Origin of the sequence: Bacteroides ihuae, from assembly GCF_900104585.1 — a bacterium.
GTDB lineage: Bacteria > Bacteroidota > Bacteroidia > Bacteroidales > Bacteroidaceae > Bacteroides > Bacteroides ihuae.
Window position 1 is genome coordinate 299,193 of record NZ_FNVX01000005.1, and the last position, 19,442, is coordinate 318,634.

At 37.9% G+C, this 19,442-nt stretch carries 9 protein-coding genes; 8 read left to right on the plus strand and 1 reads right to left on the minus strand.

What is annotated here, in order from left to right; all coding sequences use genetic code 11:
* Nucleotides 1-91 precede the first annotated feature (91 nt).
* Complete coding sequence (locus BQ5338_RS06790; RefSeq protein ID WP_071146084.1) at nucleotides 92-4,159, minus strand: hybrid sensor histidine kinase/response regulator transcription factor; 4,068 nt, start codon at nucleotides 4,157-4,159, stop codon at nucleotides 92-94.
* Nucleotides 4,160-4,591: 432 nt separating this feature from the next.
* Here BQ5338_RS06790 and BQ5338_RS06800 point away from each other — a divergent pair, with 432 nt between their 5' ends.
* The 8 genes from BQ5338_RS06800 to BQ5338_RS06835 all read left to right on the plus strand — a co-directional run bounded on the left by BQ5338_RS06800 (nucleotide 4,592) and on the right by BQ5338_RS06835 (nucleotide 19,430).
* Nucleotides 4,592-7,648, plus strand: a complete 3,057-nt coding sequence (locus BQ5338_RS06800; RefSeq protein WP_071146086.1) for a SusC/RagA family TonB-linked outer membrane protein — start codon at nucleotides 4,592-4,594, stop codon at nucleotides 7,646-7,648.
* 26 nt (nucleotides 7,649-7,674) lie between these two features.
* Nucleotides 7,675-9,318 carry a RagB/SusD family nutrient uptake outer membrane protein gene (locus BQ5338_RS06805; protein WP_071146087.1) on the plus strand — a complete coding sequence of 548 codons (1,644 nt, stop codon included), beginning with the start codon at nucleotides 7,675-7,677 and terminating at the stop codon, nucleotides 9,316-9,318.
* 479 nt (nucleotides 9,319-9,797) lie between these two features.
* Nucleotides 9,798-12,305, plus strand: coding sequence for a glycosyl hydrolase 115 family protein (locus BQ5338_RS06810; RefSeq protein WP_071146088.1), 2,508 nt, complete (start codon nucleotides 9,798-9,800; stop codon nucleotides 12,303-12,305).
* 17 nt (nucleotides 12,306-12,322) lie between these two features.
* Nucleotides 12,323-14,251 (plus strand): sialate O-acetylesterase, encoded by a 1,929-nt coding sequence (locus BQ5338_RS06815; RefSeq protein ID WP_071146089.1) that lies wholly within the window; start codon nucleotides 12,323-12,325, stop codon nucleotides 14,249-14,251.
* 18 nt (nucleotides 14,252-14,269) lie between these two features.
* Nucleotides 14,270-15,772: an MFS transporter gene (locus BQ5338_RS06820; protein ID WP_071146090.1), complete on the plus strand. Its 1,503-nt coding sequence runs from the start codon at nucleotides 14,270-14,272 to the stop codon at nucleotides 15,770-15,772.
* Nucleotides 15,773-16,004: 232 nt separating this feature from the next.
* Nucleotides 16,005-17,135, plus strand: coding sequence for an endo-1,4-beta-xylanase (locus BQ5338_RS06825; protein WP_071146821.1), 1,131 nt, complete (start codon nucleotides 16,005-16,007; stop codon nucleotides 17,133-17,135).
* A gap of 22 nt (nucleotides 17,136-17,157) precedes the next feature.
* The gene (locus BQ5338_RS06830; RefSeq protein WP_071146091.1) at nucleotides 17,158-18,132 is read left to right on the plus strand and encodes a glycoside hydrolase family 43 protein; all 975 of its coding nucleotides are present in this window, start codon (nucleotides 17,158-17,160) and stop codon (nucleotides 18,130-18,132) included.
* A 44-nt stretch (nucleotides 18,133-18,176) separates the two neighbouring features.
* Nucleotides 18,177-19,430: a family 8 glycosyl hydrolase gene (locus tag BQ5338_RS06835; RefSeq protein ID WP_078063420.1), complete on the plus strand. Its 1,254-nt coding sequence runs from the start codon at nucleotides 18,177-18,179 to the stop codon at nucleotides 19,428-19,430.
* The last annotated feature ends 12 nt before the right edge of the window (nucleotides 19,431-19,442 follow it).

A 19,442-nucleotide genomic window follows, 5' to 3' on the forward strand; every position in this document is an offset into this window, starting at 1 on the left:
AATCTCAAGCTACGGCTCATGAATGGCTTATATGGAGACGTTAGCTCCACTTTTACACAAAGAAAGTGGAGCTATTTGCTATGTAATATAATCACTCTTTTTCTTCTTTCTTTTCATTTTTAAGGTGATCCTCCATATATTCAGTTGGAGAGATTCCGTAAAGTTCTTTAAAGGCACTAGAAAAATAAGTTATATTGTTGAATCCTACTATAGCTGCAACTTCCGATATGTTATGATGTTTCTTAGCTAATAATGTAGCAGCTTGCTTCAATCTTATATTTCGTATGAAGTTTTGAGTTGTTTGATTTGTAAGTTCTTTAAGTTTTCGGTACAAATGGACTCTGCTTATACCAACTTCAGTTGCAATCATGTCAACGTTTAGATTTGGATTACTCAGATTGTTATTAATGACATTCACTATTTTCTCCAAGAGTTTATCATCAGGTGATTTTAGCGAAATCTTCTTAACATTTTTGTCTTGTTGTTGCTGCCCATTGAAACTATTTTTTAGAATTTCTCTGTTAGCTATAATGTTTTTCACACTTTTTTGTAGAATGGCTATGTTAAATGGCTTGACGATGTAGGCATCCGCTCCATTCTCCAATCCTTCTAACTGGTCGTTTTCACTCGCTTTAGCTGTTAGTAAAATGACTGGAATATGGTTTGTTGTTATGTTCTGTTTAACTTTATGGCAAAGTGATAGCCCGTCCATTTCAGGCATCATAATATCGCTGATAATTAAATCAGGAATTTTGGTTAATGCAATATTGAGTGCCTCTTTTCCGTTAGAACTTTCAATTATATGATATTCACCAGACAATTCGTTACAGATGTATTTACGTATTTCTTCATCATCTTCTACGACAAGAATCCTATTTTTACTTTTACGTGTTTTATTTTCGGATTTTTCATCTTGACTAAGAGGCATAGCTGTTGCTATCTGTATTTTCCTATTCGTCGATTTAGTTTGTACTTCTTCTGTTTTTAAATGCTCTTTACCTGAAGGTATTTGAATAATAAAGCGACAGCCTTTTTTATCTTTATTATTTTCTACTCTGATATTTCCGTGGTGTAGTTCTATTAATGAATGGGTTAGGTGTAAACCTATTCCTGTACCTACATTGGAGTTATTAAGGTTGTTGTTTATTTGATAAAATCGTTCGAATATGCGGTTTATTTCATCTTCTGGAATATTAATCCCGTTATCAGATATTATTATTTCGATATATTTTTGTAATTCAGGTTTTGTTGCATTTATGTTTTCTCTTTTTTGTATCCAAACCTCAATCTCTCCTTTCTCAAAGGTAAACTTAAATGCATTGGATAATAAGTTCAACACAATTTTATCAAAATTCGTTGGATCTATCCACCCGCTAATATTTTCAGTCTGGGGATTAAATTTTATATCGATCTGTTTAATTTTGGCTTCATATTCGAAGGTTGAAAGCAAATCTTTAACAAGACTAACGATATTGACTTCTTCGAACTTTAGAATCAGCTGTCCCTTATCTATTTTTCGGATATCCATCAATTGATTAACGAGTCTGAGGATACGTTCGGCATTTCGATATATTGTGTTGTATGTAAGTTGACGTTCTCCATTCTTATCAGTAGATATTAGCTTTTGTAGAGGACTAAGAATTAGTGTCATAGGAGTGCGTATCTCGTGAGATATATTGATAAAAAACTGTAGTTTAGCTTCGTTTATTTGTTCGGCGTGAATATGCTTTTGCATTTCGTTGCGAATTTGCTGACGTTGACGAATTTGCTCTATAATAATATATACACTTAATACGAATAAAATAAAGTAGATTAATTTAGCTATCATGGAGGCATACCACACCGGGTCTATTCTTATTGAGATTTCCTTAATATTTGAGTAGGTATTGTAATCTTTGGCTTTTATTTTGAAGTGATAAGTTCCAGGAGACAAATTACTAAATGAAACTCGATTAATGCCTGGATGCAAAGTAACCCAATTATCATTGTTCATCGAGTACATATAGGTGATGCGTTCTGGATTATTAAATTCCGTCGTAGAGAATTCAATACTGAAAGAATTATCTTTATGGCATAGATGAAATTTGTCGGCTTCCATTACATTAGTATCGATAATATTGTAACTGCCTGATAAATCTCCTTCTCTTACTGCTTTATCGTGTATGTAAAAGTCGGTTATTCTGAGATTTAATGCTTTTACAGGATTGGTTATTTTTTGAGGATCGAAAGAAGTAATGCCATCTATCCCACCAAAGTATATATGCCCGTTTTTGTCTGTGCATGTTGCACTTCTGCTAAACTCATTTCCTTGTAAACCGTCATTGGCGTAATAATTCTGAAATTGGTTAGTTCCCTGAGTCAATCTTGATATGCCAAAGCTTGTACTGATCCATAAGTTGTTTAATTTATCGCCTTGTATGCCATAAATAGTATTGCTGGTCAGTCCATTTTTGGTCGTATAGTATGTTTCTTTGTGAGTTTCAGGATTGATACATATCAATCCTTCTGATGTTCCTGCCCAAATATTTCCTATTTTATCTTCATAAAGTGAATAGATAACATTTCCAGATAGTATTCTATTCTTTTTATAGGTTGTGGTGAAGCTCTTTTTGTTAAGATCAAAACATCCCATGCCATCGTAGGTGCCTATATATAGCTGATTGTTTTTGGTGTATAGCAAACAATTGATCCATCCATTATGCAATATGTTACTGTCTTCCCGGTATTTTGTGCCACTACCGCTATGATATGACGTAATTTTTCCCGAAAGGATATTCATACAATAAAGGTCGGATCCCATGGTGCCGATCCATAAGTTTTTTTCAGAATCTTCCGCAAAACTGTATACGCTTTTTATATTATCGATTTCATTGTTTAAAGGATTTGTTATGTAGTGGCAATTGCCTGTGTTCTTATCTAGTTTGGCCATTCCTTGCATGTAAGAACCAATCCATAAATTCTTCTCGCTATCCTCGAATATACACATAATTGTTGAAGGAACATTTGAATTGGCGCTGTTATAGTGAACGCGCTTTTTTTTGATCAGGTCAATACCATAAATTCCGTCATTATCTGTGCCAATCCATAATACTCCTTGGCTATCTTTACATATTGACATGACGCAATTGGAACCAATAAAATTATAAGTGCTGGATTTGTTGCCAATGTAATTGAATTGATTATTCTTGATCGGCAATAGCATGACTCCTTTTTGATAAATTCCCAGCCAGAGATTATCTTTCTTATCTATAGCTATAGAATGAATTTTGAATTTGTGAAAGTTAGAAGTACTTGTGTTGTAGTCAGCTTCAGTTATTTTTCGTCTCTTAATATCGAAAATTTTCATCCCATCTCCATCCGTTCCAATTAGTATTTTCCCATCTTTTGCAACGAGACTTTTTATGGATAGATGAGACGAAAGAGGAATCTGAGCAAAGGTTTTGGCATTGTTGTTATATACAAAAAGACCTTTTGCGAAACTTCCCGCATAGATCGTATTATTGTTATCTTGAGTAATGCACGTTATGTTATTTGTTTTTTGGTCCTTTATAAAGTATTGATCGCATCTGTTTTTAGTGTCTATGCATAAGAGTCCTTTGTCTTTAGTCGATATCCATAGATTCTTTTCTTTATCAACAAATAGAGTATTTATAAAATAAGCATTGATAGAGAGTTTTGATTGATAAGCTTGTTTCTTTTGAGGATCGTAGATAAATAATCCATGCCCGGCAGTTCCTATTAGAATGTCCCCATTGTCTTTTTCGACAATTGAAGTAACATGTGGCTTGATAGATGATCCTCCTAACAAGTGCATTGGAATTTCAATGAATTTATCAGTTCCTCTGTTATATACTTGTAGTCCATTAAAATATCCAATGAATATACCGCTTGTACATTCATATATTACTCGTATATAATTATTTAATATGGAGTTAGGAACATCTTTATCATGCTTATATACAACGAATTTCGAACCGTCATATTTGTTTAGCCCATTTTCTGTAGCAATCCAAATTATCTCTTTTTTATCCTGATAGATTTGATTTATCAGGCTACTCGATAATTCATTATTTACAGTAAAAAGCCGGATTGACTGCGAATAAATATTAGTTGTGAATAATTCAATCAGTAAAAACAGCAACAATGATTTTGTTTTCATAGCAGATAGATGGTTAACAGAAGAATTAAATAGTTAGAAACGCAAAGTTACAAAATATCCAATAAGCTTGTTGTTGAAATAGGCGATAATTTGAAATGAATAATCGCGCTTCTATTTTTCAATGCATAGGGAATATACAACATTGCAATAGTCGGACCAAGCTTTTAATGGCATTTTTGCATTTTTTCTTAATTAAGTAACCTGCGAGCAAGCGAATGTAACTAAAACGCAAATCGATGTAACGTTTGCTTAACGATGTGATACTCTTTGTGAAGGTTCCCGAATGACTTATTTGTATATTTGCATCGGTGAAATTATAAATTGTTGAATCCTTAAATATTATGAATGAAGATGAAAACATAAATCTATCTCTACCTATTTTAAACTTTTTATCGAATTTGTTTATCGTTACTAATTTAATCATGTGATTTTATGAAAAACACAAATCATTATTATTCTAGGCCGTTAGGTCTATTTATTCTATTATGCCTTATGCCTCTATGGGCATTTGCGCAAAACATCACTGTGAAAGGAGTGGTCAAAGATGCTACTGGTGAATCGATTATCGGTGCCAGTGTCATAGAGAAAGGTTCCACAAACGGTATTATTACTGATTTGGATGGTAACTTTGCATTGCATGTGCCGAAGAATGCTACACTTGTTATCTCTTTTGTTGGATATAAGCCACAAGAGGTTCCGGTAAATGGAAATACTTTATTGCAAATAGTTCTTAAAGATGATGCAAAATTACTTGAAGAAGTAGTGGTGGTAGGTTATGGTACTCAGAAAAAAGCGGATTTATCATCTGCGATTGCTGTTTTGCCGGCCAAAGAGCTAAATAAGGTTCCCGGAGGATTGCAAGCAGGTTTGCAGAGCTCGGTGGCAGGTGTTCAGGTTACCAATGGAAGAATAAAAATTCGTGGTGTCGGTTCCATCAATAACACCGACCCTCTTTATGTTGTAGACGGCATGATCGGTGGTTCAGTGCCAGACGAAGCCAACATTGGAAGTATTCAAATCTTGAAAGATGCAGCATCTTGTGCTATATATGGTGCTCGTGGTGCAAATGGTGTAATTGTTATTACGACAAAACGCGGAATCACTGGTGAGGTAAAGGTCGATTATGATGGATTTGCTGGTATAAAAAATTTGTCACATAATATTGATATGCTTAATGGACAAGAATTGGCAGAATTAGTAAATGAGGAGTTGTGGAATGCTGGTAAAAGAGAGGCGGATGATTATTTAAAAGCATATAAAGATCCTGCTTCTATTGGTCAAGGATATGATATGTTCAATGCATTGAAGCGTACCGGTTTTTATCAGAAACACAATCTTTCAATAAGCGGAGGTTCTGAAAATGCGAGTTTTAGAATAAATAGTCTTTACTCTTCAGATAAACCAATTTTCATTAAAGAAGACACTAAAAATTATGGTATGCAGTTCATTTCTGATTTTACGAAAGGTAAATTCAAATTTGGAGAAACTGTATCTCTTAAACGTACTAATCATGATTGGAGTGATAAAAATCTGCTATTGGCTTTGAAATGGGCTCCAACATTACCTTTATATGATGAGACTAGTTCTACTGGATATGCAGGTGCCGGAAATGGTACAGACCTTGCAAATTCTTTGGCACAAGCACACTTAAATTGGCATAAAGGTGAAACGACTACTATCAATGGTAATGCATGGGCTACTTATGAAATCCTACCAGGACTAAAATATAAGTTTAATATGGGAGTTGATATGTATAGATATATGGTTCAAGATTATGAGGCAGACTATTCAATACCATATCAAAACCATTCGCCTGATTCATATTCAATGTCGAGTTATAAGACCAACCGGTTCTTGTATGAAAACACTCTTTCTTATGATAAGACCATCGGTAAGCACACTCTAAATGTTTTAATGGGAGTCACTTCCGAGGAAACAAAAGGCTTGAGCGTGACTGCTGGAGCCCGTGATATGCCAAGTGAGGATGTCCTTATTCTTGGTACAGCTCTGGACGATACTTCAAAGTCTATTAATTCTACAGTCACTAACGAAGCCATGTTCTCTATGTTGGGAAGAATTAATTATAATTATGATAGCAAGTATTTGCTTACATTCAATTTTAGACGAGACGGTTCTTCCAAATTTAGCAAGGCTAATCGTTATGGTAATTTTCCTTCTTTGTCGGTTGCATGGAGAGTCAGTCAGGAAAACTTCATGAAGGCTCTTCCAGCTATCAGTGATTTGAAATTACGTGCAAGCTGGGGAATGCTAGGGAACTCCAATATCAAATCTTATCAGTATCAGAGTACTGTTGCTTTTAGTGGAATCTGGTATTATTTTAACAATAGCAAAAATACCGGTGGACTTGATGTTACTCCATCTAATCTTGACGTTAAGTGGGAAAGCCAATACTCCACAGACTTTGGTTTAGATTTATCTTTGTTTGATAATCAGTTATCATTTACTGCCGATTATTATTATAAGAAGACATCGGATATGTTGGTGGAAATACCCATCTCATACGCAGCAGGATATAGTGATAATAAGCCTACACTAAATGCCGGAAGTATTGAAAATAAGGGACTTGAATTTGCTGCTACATACAGGAAGTCGGTTGGTAAGCTTGACTATTCTGTAACAGGTAATATCTCTACCGTAAAAAATGAAGTGCTTAGCATTGGATCTAATAATGAAATTATGGCAAGCAATGGAATTTCTAAAACAGCAGTTGGAAGATCTATCGGAGAGTTCTGGGGATATGTGACAAACGGGTTGTATCGTACCCAAGAAGAGTTGAATGCAGATAAAGCTTTTGCACCTAATGCATCATTGGGTGATGTGCGTTTTGTTGATAGAGATAAAAATGGAGTTGCAGATCAAGACTATATAGGTAATCCAATCCCTAAATTTAGTTATGGATTGAGTGCTGATGTAAGTTATAAAGCAGCTTGTGGAACATTCGATATGGCTATGATCTGGCAAGGTTCTCAAGGTAATGACATCTATAATAAGACCCGTTATTTTGGTGAGGGAATGTATCATTATTACAATAATTTTGCAAGTACATTGGACCGTTATCGTGCAGAAGAGTTAGTTTTTGTAAATCCAATCTCAGGGTTAACAACTATTTATCCTAAGAATACGAACACTAATATGCCAAGAGCTGTTATGGGTGACCCAAATCAGAATATGCGTAATTCAGACCGATATGTTGAAGATGGATCTTATTTGAGATTGAAAGCATTGACGATAGGTTATACTCTTCCTAGGAGTTTAACTAATAAATTGAATATTGACAATTTAAGAGTTTATATTGGTGGAAAGAACTTACTAACTTTTACCAAATACAATGGCTTCGATCCAGAAGTGGGTGATCAGGACACAACAGATGGAACCAACTTGACGAGAGGCGTTGATGGTTCTACTTCATGGGATCTTACATTCCCAAATTCTAGAGAATATTTTATGGGCGTTCAATTAGCGTTCTAAGGGTTAAATCTTAAAATTGAAAATAGATGAAAAAAATATTACAATTATGCTTAGCGTGCACTTCTTCAGTAATTCTAAGTAATTGTGTTCCTGAAATGGATTTGAACAACCCATCGGAGTTATCTGTCGAGACATATTACAAGACGGCCGAACAATTAGAAGCTGCACTTACACCGGCTTATCAGTGTTTAATCAGCTTTAAAGGTGTTGAAGGTGGGTATGGACGTGGTGCATATTATTATCTGATACTTCCTGGAGATGATTTCGATCATACTTTTAAATGTGTAGGTGAGGAATTATATCTAGATACATATAATACACCTCCAAGCCAGGGAAATATCACTAGTGGATGGAAAGGATACTTTGAGGGAGTTCATGCGTCAAACACTGCTATTGAAAAAATAAGTAATTTTACTGGAGAAATTACTGAATCAGAGAAAAATAGATTGTTAGGAGAGGCTTATTTCCTAAGAGGGTTGCATTATATGCATCTTTGCGCTATGTTTGGAGAAACCATTCCATTAGTTGACCATACGATACAAAGTCAATTAGATCATTATCCAACTAATGCAGAACCAGGACAGATAGATTCATTGATTATTAGTGATTTCAAAAGGGCTTCAGAACTTTTACCGGTACGTAGTGAACTTTATGCTGATGTAACAAATAAAGGGCGTGCTACCCGAGGTACAGCGCAAGCTTATTTGGCAAGAGCATATATGTATCGTCCAATTCTCGAGAAGGGACAAGCGGCTGAGTTTGATAAAGCAGCGCCTTTGTTAAAAGCTGTTATTGATAGTAAGGAGTATAAGTTAATGGATAATTTTCGCGCCAATGGATTGGGAGGAACTGAGTATGAAAATAATGAAGAATCAGTATTTGAAGTTCAAATGTACAATGGCACAGATTGGCTAGGCGGAGACAATTCTGATTCTTGGAGATGGATAGAAATTGGAGTTCCTGATGGAACAGGTAGCTCTTGGTGGAATATAGCTCCGAATAAAAAGACTTATGATGAATTTGAGAATGGTGACCCCCGTCGATACATGACATTGTGGTGTCCTAATGGAGCTAAATATACCGAATTAAAAGGGAATATTGCTGATTGGGATTACATGATGGCGCATTTATCTTCGGATAATGATCTTTATGGAACTAGAAAGGAATGTCCTGACTATCAGCTAAGTGAAACTGATAATGACATTAATACCCGTTTGATGCGTTATTCTGATGTATTACTAATGTATGCTGAGTGTTTAAGTGAGACTGGTAATGATAGTAAAGCTATTACAGATCCTTCTGGTCCGAAATACTATATTCAGCAAGTTAGAAACAGGGCAAACAATGTTGTTCCATCTGAACAGCCACATTTATGGTATCAACATTCTCCTGGTACAATTCCTAATGTAGATGAATTATTGACAAGTGGTAAAGTTATTAATGGCGTTGCTATGAATAGTATAAAGAATATTATTGAACATGAACGTTATGTAGAGTTTTGTGGTGAATACTTGCGCTATTTCGATTTACTTCGTTGGGGTATGGCTGATTCTAAATGGCTTGAACCTTTAAAAGTATTAGGCTGGACGGAGAAAGCAATGTATTATCCTTTCCCACAGAATGAGTTGAACAATAATCCTAACCTGAAAGGTAATGATATGAATAAATAGATCGTAATAGACATTTGTTTTATAATAAAAGTTGTATTCGATTCTTTTTTCAATAACTATTAAAAAAAGAAGGTGTGCTAAAAGTTTAATTTATCACACCTTTCTTTTTTAAGCAAAAACAGGAACTAAAGGGACACATATTTATAAATATTTACTGTGTCATGCTCATGGTTCTTTTATATTTGAATTTAGTGATAATTAATATTTTCTGAACTGCTTATATATTCACTATCCTAATCAATCTCTTTGCGTTTATTGTATTTTGGTAGCAGTTTATTGCGTAATGTAACGTACGAGATAAGCTTTGTAACAGATGTATAGATGTATGTAACAAACGAGGAATGATTGGAAACAAAAGTGTGAGAATCAGATATAACTTATTGTGTATGTTTGTGTCAGAACTATGTCAATAATGAATAATACAAATAAGATCATTATGCGTAAGGGCGGTACTATTATCATGGTACAAATTGATAACGATGAAGGTTAAACTGAAAATAATTTGTTTACTAGCCGTTTTGTGGATGCAGCAAGGTTTGTATGCTCAGGTAGGAAAAATGGTCTCTGCTGATAAACAAGATGCGTTTGTCTTGGCGGAAGGCTCTTTTGTGGCCCCCTTGCTGGTAGACGATCAGGAGATGGTTGCAGTCAAACGAAGTGCAACCGCCCTACGGCAAGACATCAACCGTGTGACGGGCATTATGCCGGTTGCATTCAGTCAACTGACCGGTGATGCTAAAAAACAAATCATTATTGGTACTATCGGTCATAGCCGTTTCATTGACCAACTGGTTAAAGAGAATAAAATAGATGGCGCGCAACTCAGAGGCAAACGAGAGAAATTCCTTATCCAAACGGTTCAACAACCCTTTCCGGGAGTAGATGAGGCGTTAGTAATTGCCGGCAGTGACAAGCGTGGTACTGTTTACGGAGTTTACGAACTCTCTGCACAAATAGGAGTGTCGCCTTGGTATTATTGGGCGGATGTACCTGTTCGCAAGCAAGAACATTTATATATAAATAGAGGAACATATACAGATGGAGAACCTGCTGTAACCTACAGAGGAATTTTCTTGAATGATGAGGCACCTGCGCTTAGTGGATGGTCACGCGAACAGTTTGGCGGATTCAATCACAAATTTTATGAGAAGGTCTTTGAATTGATTCTTCGTTTGAAAGGCAATTTTATTTGGCCTGCTATGTGGGGGAATGCCTTTTATGATGATGATCCGGATAACGGGGTACTTGCAAATGAGATGGGGATTATTATGGGAACTTCTCATCATGAACCAATGGGACTGGCTCAACAGGATTGGAAACGCCGTGGAAATGGTGACTGGGATTATTCTAAAAATAGTGCTGAATTAAAGAATTTCTGGAGAACAGGTATTGAACGCTCTAAAGATTGGGAATCATTAATCACTATAGGTATGCGTGGTGATGGAGATGAACCTATGAGTGAGAATGCTAATATTTCCTTGTTGCAGAACATTGTTAAAGATCAGCGCAAAATTATTGCAGATGTTACTAAAAGAAAAGCTTCAGAGACGCCTCAAGTATGGGCACTCTACAAAGAAGTGCAGGACTATTACGATAAAGGCATGCGTGTGCCGGATGATGTAACATTGCTGCTTTGTGATGATAACTGGGGTAATGTGCGCAAGTTGCCCGAGCTCTCGGCTAAAAAGCGTAAGGGTGGTTATGGCATGTATTATCACTTTGATTATGTGGGTGGTCCGAGAAATTATAAATGGCTCAATGTTTCTCAGATACAACGTATATGGGAACAAATGAATCTGACTTATCACTATGGTGTGGATGAGCTATGGATTGTGAATGTGGGTGATTTGAAACCGATGGAGTATCCTATTCAGTTTTTTATGGATATGGCCTGGAATCCTGAACGATTTAATGAAAATAATTTATTACAGCATACGGAGGAATTTTGTGCTCGTCAGTTTGGTGTGCAGTATGCTAAAGAAGCGGCTCGCCTTATCAATACATACACAAAATATAACCGTCGTGTAACTCCCGAACTGTTGAATGAGAAAACATACAGTTTGCATAATTATGATGAGTTTCAAATAGCGGTCGATGATTATAAAACACTGTTGCTCGACGCTCTGAAGCTAAACTATCTGTTGCCTGCCGATTGTCGGGATGCTTATGATCAGTTGGTACTTTTTCCCATACAAGCTTGTGCTAATTTATACGAACTCTATTATGCAGTGGCGATGAATCATGATTTGGCTGACAAGAAAGATATAAAAGCTAACCTTTGGGCAGCCAAGGCAGAGACGTGCTATGTACGAGATTCGTTGCTCACTCGGCATTATAATAAGGAGATATCGGGAGGTAAATGGAACCACATGATGGATCAGACACATATAGGATACACTTATTGGCAGCAGCCGGAGCATAACGTAATGCCTGCGTTAAAGCGTGTGCCTCAGAATAAAATGGCACCACTTCCTCCTGTATTTGTGGAAGCGGATGGTTATGTTTCTATGGAGGCAGAACATTATACTCGGGCAATGGATGGAGTAGATACTCATTGGATCGTAATTCCCGCTCTGGGGAAAACTCTTTCAGGAGTGACTACAATGCCTGTAACGTTATTGCCGGATAGAGAAACCTATCTGGAGTATGACATGGAACTGACTTCTATTGGTGATATGAAGTTGAATGTATTGGTTTCTCCAACGCTTAATTTTAATGGAAATAGAGGTTTGCGTTATGCTGTCTCTTTTGATGGTGATAAAGAACAAATAGTTAATATCAATCAGACGTATGATACCAGGTTGATGGAGAGTTGGCAAGCTAACAGCATTAATAGGACAGTAACCATTCATCGGATAACGACTCCAGGAAAGCATACGTTGCGGTTTCGTTCGCTTGATCCGGGGATTGTGTTGCAAAAGCTAATGTTGGATGCTGGAGGTTTGAAACCTTCTTATCTAGGTGCACCTGAAAGTAAAAATAAATAAAATAAAACTGGTTAGTTATGAGAGTTTTCAGTAAGGTTAGTTTGATTGTTCTGTTTGTCTTTTGCTTTACCCAATTGGGTGAAGCAAAAGTCAAACTACCTACTTTGATTGCGGATGGGATGGTCCTTCAGCGAGAACAAACAATTTCTGTTTGGGGAACGGCTGATCCTAATGAAGAAGTTGTAGTTCAGTTTCTGAAAAGAAAGGTTGAAACCCGTGCTGATGCACAAGGTAACTGGCAGATTGCTTTACCGCCGATGAAGGCGGGAGGACCTTATACTATGAATGTTAATGAGATACAGCTAAAAGATATTTTAATTGGCGACGTTTGGCTCTGCTCGGGGCAGTCTAATATGGAACTTCCTATCTCCAGAGTGATAGATAAGTATCGTGCAGAGGCAGAGGCGGATAGCAATCCAATGATTCGTTATGTCAAGACGCCTTGGAATTATAATTTTCACGGACCGCAAACTGATATAAAACCAGTTGAATGGAAATCCTTGACTCCTGAAAATGCGATGTCTTTCTCGGCTGTGGCCTATTTTTTTGCAAAAGATATTTATGCCAAGACTAAAGTGCCTGTTGGCATTATTAACTCTAGCGTAGGAGGTTCACCTATAGAAGCATGGATTAGCGAAGAAGGTCTGAAGCCTTTCCCTTTATATCTTAATGATAAAAGAATTTGTGAATCAGACCAATACATAGCTGATGTGACAAAGTTGGGCCGGGAAAGCCAAAACCTTTGGAACATCGCACTTTATCAATCAGATGAAGGCTTGCATGGTAGTCAGCCATGGTATGCATCGCAGTATGATGATTCATCTTGGACTAAAACGGAATTATTTGATGTGTCATGGGCTGCGAATGGATTCAATCCGATTAATGGTTCACATTGGTTTCGTAAGGACTTTGATGTGCCACAACAATTCATTGGCAAAGGAGCAACTCTTCGTTTGGGATGTATAGCAGATGCTGATTCTGTTTATGTGAATGGAACATTTGTGGGCACGGTGTCTTATCGTTATCCTCCTCGTATTTATGAGATTCCTGTTCATTTGTTGAAAGCCGGAAAGAATAACATAACTATACGCTTGATAAGCTATGGCGGTCGTCCTGAATTCGTAAAAGATAAGCCATATAAGATTCTATGTGGAGATCAAGAAATTAGTCTGTTGGGAGAATGGAAACACCATTTAGGTACTCAGATGCCTGCCATGCCTTCACAAATCTCTTTTCAATATAAACCAGTTGGTTTATACAATGGTATGATTGCTCCTTTACTTCCTTTCAAATTTGCCGGAGTGATTTGGTATCAGGGTGAATCTAATACGGGTAAGTACAATGAATACGGTGCTCTGTTGTCTACTTTGATTGCTGATTGGAGAAGTAAACTCGATGCTCCTGAATTACCTTTTTTTATCGTGCAGTTACCTAATTTTATGCAATCGCACTCACAACCAATTGAGAGTAATTGGGCGGAATTGAGAAATAAGCAATTGGAGGTTACTCGCACTGTACCCAATACGGCACTTGCGGTGGCTATAGATTTAGGAGAATGGAATGATATTCATCCATTGAGTAAGAAAGAAGTAGGGCATCGCCTTTCATTGCAAGCTCAGAAGTTAGTTTATGGAGATAAAAAACTTGTGTCAGAGGGTCCTGTGTATGAATCAGCAACAACCGATGGTGATAAAATAATTCTTTCTTTTCGTAGTGGTACGGATGATTTGCTACTTGTACCTAAATTGAAAGGCTTCTCTATTGCAGGCAAAGATAGAGTCTTCAAATGGGCTAAGGCTCGTATAGAAAGTAATAAAGTGATTGTTTGGAATGAAGACATAGCGAACCCTGTGTTGGTTCGTTATGGATGGGATGATAATCCGGCGGATATCAATCTTGCTAATAAAGCGGGACTTCCTGCTTCTCCTTTTACTACTGAATATTAATACTAACAAATAAATGTGATGAAAAGCTCTTCTCAAAAAGTTTCGCTTGGCGAAAAAATTGGTTACAGTCTGGGTGACGGTTCGGCGAACCTCATTTTCCAGATGATGATGATGTTTCAACTTTTTTTCTATACGGATGTCTTTGGCATCAAGGCTACCGCAGCCGGTATGATCTTGTTGGTAGCCCGTATTTTTGATGCATTTGTCGACCCATTAGTCGGCATCCTTTCCGACCGAACCAACACCCGTTGGGGCAAGTATCGCCCATGGATATTGTGGACGGCTATTCCGTTTGCTCTATTTTTCATTCTGGCGTTTACTACACCGGATCTTAGTGAAAGGGGAAAGATTCTTTACGCCGGCATTACTTACACTCTGTTGATGTCTATTTATTCGTTTAACAATACTCCTTATTCTTCATTGGGGGGAGTGATGACGAGTGATATAAAGGAGCGTACCAGCATCTCATCCGTACGCTTTGTTACCGCTACTATTGCCACATTTATTGTGCAAGGACTTACGCTACCTTTGGTCTCTAAGTTTGGACATGGCGATGCTCAGAAGGGTTGGCTCATTACCATCTCACTGTTTGCCGTGATAGTCGTGGTGTTGTTGGTTATCACCTTTTTAACGGCGAAAGAGCGCATTACTCCTCCGGCTAATCAAAAGAGTTCCATTAGACAAGATTTTAAAGACATAGTACACAATGGTCCTTGGAAATCAATGTTTTTTCTTACACTCTTCTTATTTACCACTCTTGCATTATGGGGTAGTAGCATGTCTTACTACTTTAATTATTTTGTAGATAAGACAGCTTTGTTCGACTTCCTTCAACATTTTGGTTTAGTTAATGTGGACGGTAATACGTATGGAGCGATACATAAGTTTCTTGATGCTTTCGGATTGATTGCCTTGCCCGATCATAGTAATGTATTTGCTGTAGGCTTCAGCCTTTTTAATATGACAGGACAGATTGTGACGTTGCTCGGAGTTATCCTTTTATCAGGATACCTCTCTAATATCTTTGGCAAGCGTAATGTATTCATTCTTTGTTTGGCATTAACAGGAGTGTTCACTGCCTTATTCTATCTGGTTGACTCTACCAATGTAGGACTGATCTTTGTGATCAACTTACTGAAAAGTATGGCCTATGCTCCAACAATTCCGCTTCTTTGGGCGATGATGGGTGATGTGGCCGATCATTCGGAGTGGGCAAACCATCGACGTGCGACAGGTTTTGTCTTTGCAGGAATTGTTTTTGCATTGAAAGCCGGTTTGGGAGTGGGAGGTGCTATCTGTGGAAGTATTGTAGATGCGTTCGGCTTTGTGCCCAATACGGTGCAAACTGATTCTGCTATTATGGGTATCAAACTTACTTCGAGTGTTATTCCGGCCATCACGTTCTTTATCGGAGTCGTTGCACTTTTCTTTTATCCTATTTCCAAGCAGTTGAATGAAAAAATACAGATGGAGTTAGCTGATAGAAGAGCAAAAGATGATAATGCTCAGCCCGAAATATGAACCGGGTAGAATAATCTATTTGTCAATTTTGAAGAAGTTTCAATATGCCTTTTTGTACCCCTCTACAGGCGCTGTGAGAGGGGGCTGGTGAACTAGTTAATTCAGCGTGGTGAACTAGTTAATTCACCACGCTGAATTAACTAGTTCACCACGCTGAAGTGGTAAGTTTTATTTTGAGCATATTGTATGTAAAGTAATAAGAGTAAATTAGATAACTATAATGCGCTATTTTATGAGAATTTATTATTTAACCTTTCCCTTGTTTTTGCTAGCCTTTTTGTCTAGCTGTAAAACCGTGGAGAATGAGCATCAGCCTTCGTTAAAGACTTCACTTAAAGGAAAGTTCTTGATGGGTGTTGCGGTGAATGATGCACAAACTTCGGAACAAGACACCGCGGGACTTCGCCTCATCAAGCAACATTTTAATGCCGTGGCTGCCGAGAATTGCATGAAAAGTGAAGTCATCCACCCTGAGGAGAATCGTTACGACTTTACTCGCTCCGATCGCTTTGTTGCGTTTGGCGAGAAGTATAAAATGGCTATCACCGGACATACCCTGATTTGGCATTCGCAGCTTTCACCTTGGTTTTGTGTGGATAAAGAAGGGAAAAATGTATCACGCGAGGTACTGATAGAGCGAATGAAAAATCATATTCATACTGTTGTAGGACGTTATAAAGGTCGTATTCAAGGATGGGATGTGGTGAATGAAGCTTTTGAAGATGACGGATCTTATCGCAAAACCAAATTCTATGAGATACTAGGAGAAGATTATATTCCGCTTGCTTTTCAGTTTGCACATGAGGCTGACCCCAACGCAGAACTTTATTATAATGATTACTCCATGGCGCATAAAGGGCGGCGCGATGCTGTGGTGCGGATGGTTACTCAGCTGAAGGCAAAAGGTATTCGTATTGATGCCGTAGGTATGCAAGGGCATATGCAGATGGATTTTCCTGTAGCAAAGGAATTTGAAAAGAGTTTGTTGGCGTTTGCCAATACTGGAGTGCAGGTGATGATTACTGAAATAGATATGACCATTCTGCCTACTTCCAAGCAAAATATAGGTGCTGATGTTGGAACCAACTTCGAATATAAAAAAGAGATGAATCCGTATCCTGATGCATTGCCCGATTCTGTGGCACAGGCTTGGAATACCCGAATGGAGGAGTTTTTCAATTTGTTTTTGAAGCATAGTGATAAAATTAGCAGAGTGACAGTTTGGGGAGTGACTGATGCTGACTCTTGGCGAAACGATTGGCCTATTAGGGGGCGTAAGGATTATCCTTTACTGTTCGATCGCAATCATCAGCCTAAACCTATTGTAGAGGCTATTTTAAAATCTGTAAACAAAAATAATTAATTAATATTTATACTATAAGATTATGAAAAAAGAAGCACGATACCTTGTTCCGGGTGACTATATGGCCGACCCTGCAGTACACGTTTTTAATGGAAAACTTTACATTTACCCTTCACACGATCGTGAGAGTGGTATTCCCGAGAATGATAATGGCGATCATTTCGACATGTGTGATTATCATGTGTTTTCGATGGAAGACATTGACGGAGAGGTAACGGATCATGGTGTGGCACTCCAAGTAAAGGATATTCCTTGGGCAGGCCGCCAGTTGTGGGATTCTGATTGTGCTTATAAAAATGGTAAGTACTACCTCTATTTTCCACTGAAAGATCAGACAGATATCTTCCGTATCGGTGTGGCGATAAGCGATAAACCCGAAGGCCCTTTCATACCTCAACCTGACCCAATTAGAGGAAGTTACAGCATAGACCCTGCTGTGTTTGAAGATGAAGATGGTCAGTCTTATATGTATTTTGGTGGCCTTTGGGGTGGCCAGTTGCAGCGATATCGTAACAACAAAGCACAAGAGTCTGCCGTTTTGGGAGAAGGTGATGAACCTGCTTTGCCATCAAGGGTTGTTCGACTAAGCGATGATATGTTGGGCTTTGCTGAAGAGCCTCAAGCTATCACTATTTTGGACGAGAATGGCCAACCATTGACAGCAGGAGACAACGCACGTCGGTTTTTCGAAGCATCGTGGATGCATAAATATAACGGCAAATATTATTTTTCTTATTCAACAGGCGATACGCACAGACTGTGTTATGCTATTGGCGATAATCCTTATGGTCCGTTCATTTATCAGGGAGTGATACTTACTCCTGTGGTGGGGTGGACTACTCACCATGGCATCTGTGAATTTAAAGGAAAGTGGTACCTTTTTCATCATGATACTGTGCCTTCGGGCGGACGCACTTGGCTTCGTAGTCTCAAAGTTTGCGAGTTGGAGTATAATGCTGATGGTACTATTAAGACCATTGATGGTGGAGGAGAATAGTTCTCTTAACATGTTGTAGATTTAATAACCTAAAATTGATCACTATGAGACGCACATTTGTATTTCTGTTTGCTTTTCTTCTAATGAGCTTCCAAGTTATAAATGCGATGAAACCTTGGGATAAAGGAGCTTTTGAAACACTAAAATATCGGAATATTTTTGCTGAGCTTGGATATACTCAGAAGGAGATTGATGCGAAAGTAGAGGATGTATTCCAATCTCTTTTCTCTGGCCCAAATAAAATTTATTTTGAGGTGGGTGATTCTCTGGCTTATATCTCAGATATTAAAAATCATGATGTACGAACAGAAGGTATGTCGTATGGTATGATGATAGCTGTACAGTTAGATAAGAAAGACATATTCGACCGTTTGTGGCGCTGGAGCAAGAAATACATGCAACATCCGGATGGAAATTTAGAAGGGTATTTTGCCTGGAGCTGCAAGATTAATGGGATGCGAAATGCTCAGGGCCCGGCTTCTGATGGTGAATTATATTATGTCACTTCTTTAATTTTCGCTTCTAATCGTTGGGGAAATACTACGGGGATTGATTATCTGAAAGAGGCGCAGTATATCTTGGACAATGCAATGAATAAGGAGGGTAAAGGTAGAGCTGCTAATTTGATTAACAAAGAGCATAAGCTCATTACATTTTCTCCGGATGCTTGGGGAGGCTCTTTTACTGACCCTTCCTATCATGTACCCGCTTTTTATGAAGTGTGGGCTCGTTGGGCCAATGATGGTAGGGCAAGTTTCTGGAGAGAATGTGCTGAGGCTAGTCGTAATTACCTCCATAAAGCAACTCATCCGGTTACTGGACTTAATCCGGATTACTCTAACTATGATGGCTCACCTTTAAATACAAGTCACGTAATTGGTCAGGCTTTCCGCTTTGATTCTTGGCGTGTACCTATGAATATTGCATTAGATTATTCTTGGGTTTGTGTCGATAAAGAGTGGCAACAACAATATGGAAACAGGATTCAGGATTTCTTGTATTCACAGGGAATTCATACATTTGTTGACCAGTATAACATCGATGGTTCTACCGTGACTGAGATATTACCTGCCGGAGGGTATACTGCATTGCGCCATTCGTTGGGGCTGGTAGCAACCTCGGCTGCAGTTTCACTTGTATGCACTCATGATAAGAGCAGTGAATTTGTTCAACAGTTATGGAATGAGCGTCATGAACCCTATGCTGATGGCTATTTTGATGCTTACTACGACGGGCTGTTGAGGCTCTTTTCAGTGATGCATTTAAGTGGCAGATATCGTATTATTTTTCCTAAATAGCGATTAATTATT

What these genes read in the sequence shown, in the direction of transcription:
- BQ5338_RS06805 (WP_071146087.1), top strand. Translation starts at nt 7,675, where the DNA reads ATGAAAAAAATATTACAATTATGCTTAGCGTGCACTTCTTCAGTAATT.
- BQ5338_RS06810 (WP_071146088.1), top strand. Translation starts at nt 9,798, where the DNA reads ATGAAGGTTAAACTGAAAATAATTTGTTTACTAGCCGTTTTGTGGATG.
- BQ5338_RS06830 (WP_071146091.1), top strand. Translation starts at nt 17,158, where the DNA reads ATGAAAAAAGAAGCACGATACCTTGTTCCGGGTGACTATATGGCCGAC.
- BQ5338_RS06825 (WP_071146821.1), top strand. Translation starts at nt 16,005, where the DNA reads ATGAGAATTTATTATTTAACCTTTCCCTTGTTTTTGCTAGCCTTTTTG.
- BQ5338_RS06815 (WP_071146089.1), top strand. Translation starts at nt 12,323, where the DNA reads ATGAGAGTTTTCAGTAAGGTTAGTTTGATTGTTCTGTTTGTCTTTTGC.
- BQ5338_RS06790 (WP_071146084.1), bottom strand. Translation starts at nt 4,159, where the DNA reads ATGAAAACAAAATCATTGTTGCTGTTTTTACTGATTGAATTATTCACA.
- BQ5338_RS06835 (WP_078063420.1), top strand. Translation starts at nt 18,177, where the DNA reads ATGAGACGCACATTTGTATTTCTGTTTGCTTTTCTTCTAATGAGCTTC.
- BQ5338_RS06800 (WP_071146086.1), top strand. Translation starts at nt 4,592, where the DNA reads ATGAAAAACACAAATCATTATTATTCTAGGCCGTTAGGTCTATTTATT.
- BQ5338_RS06820 (WP_071146090.1), top strand. Translation starts at nt 14,270, where the DNA reads ATGAAAAGCTCTTCTCAAAAAGTTTCGCTTGGCGAAAAAATTGGTTAC.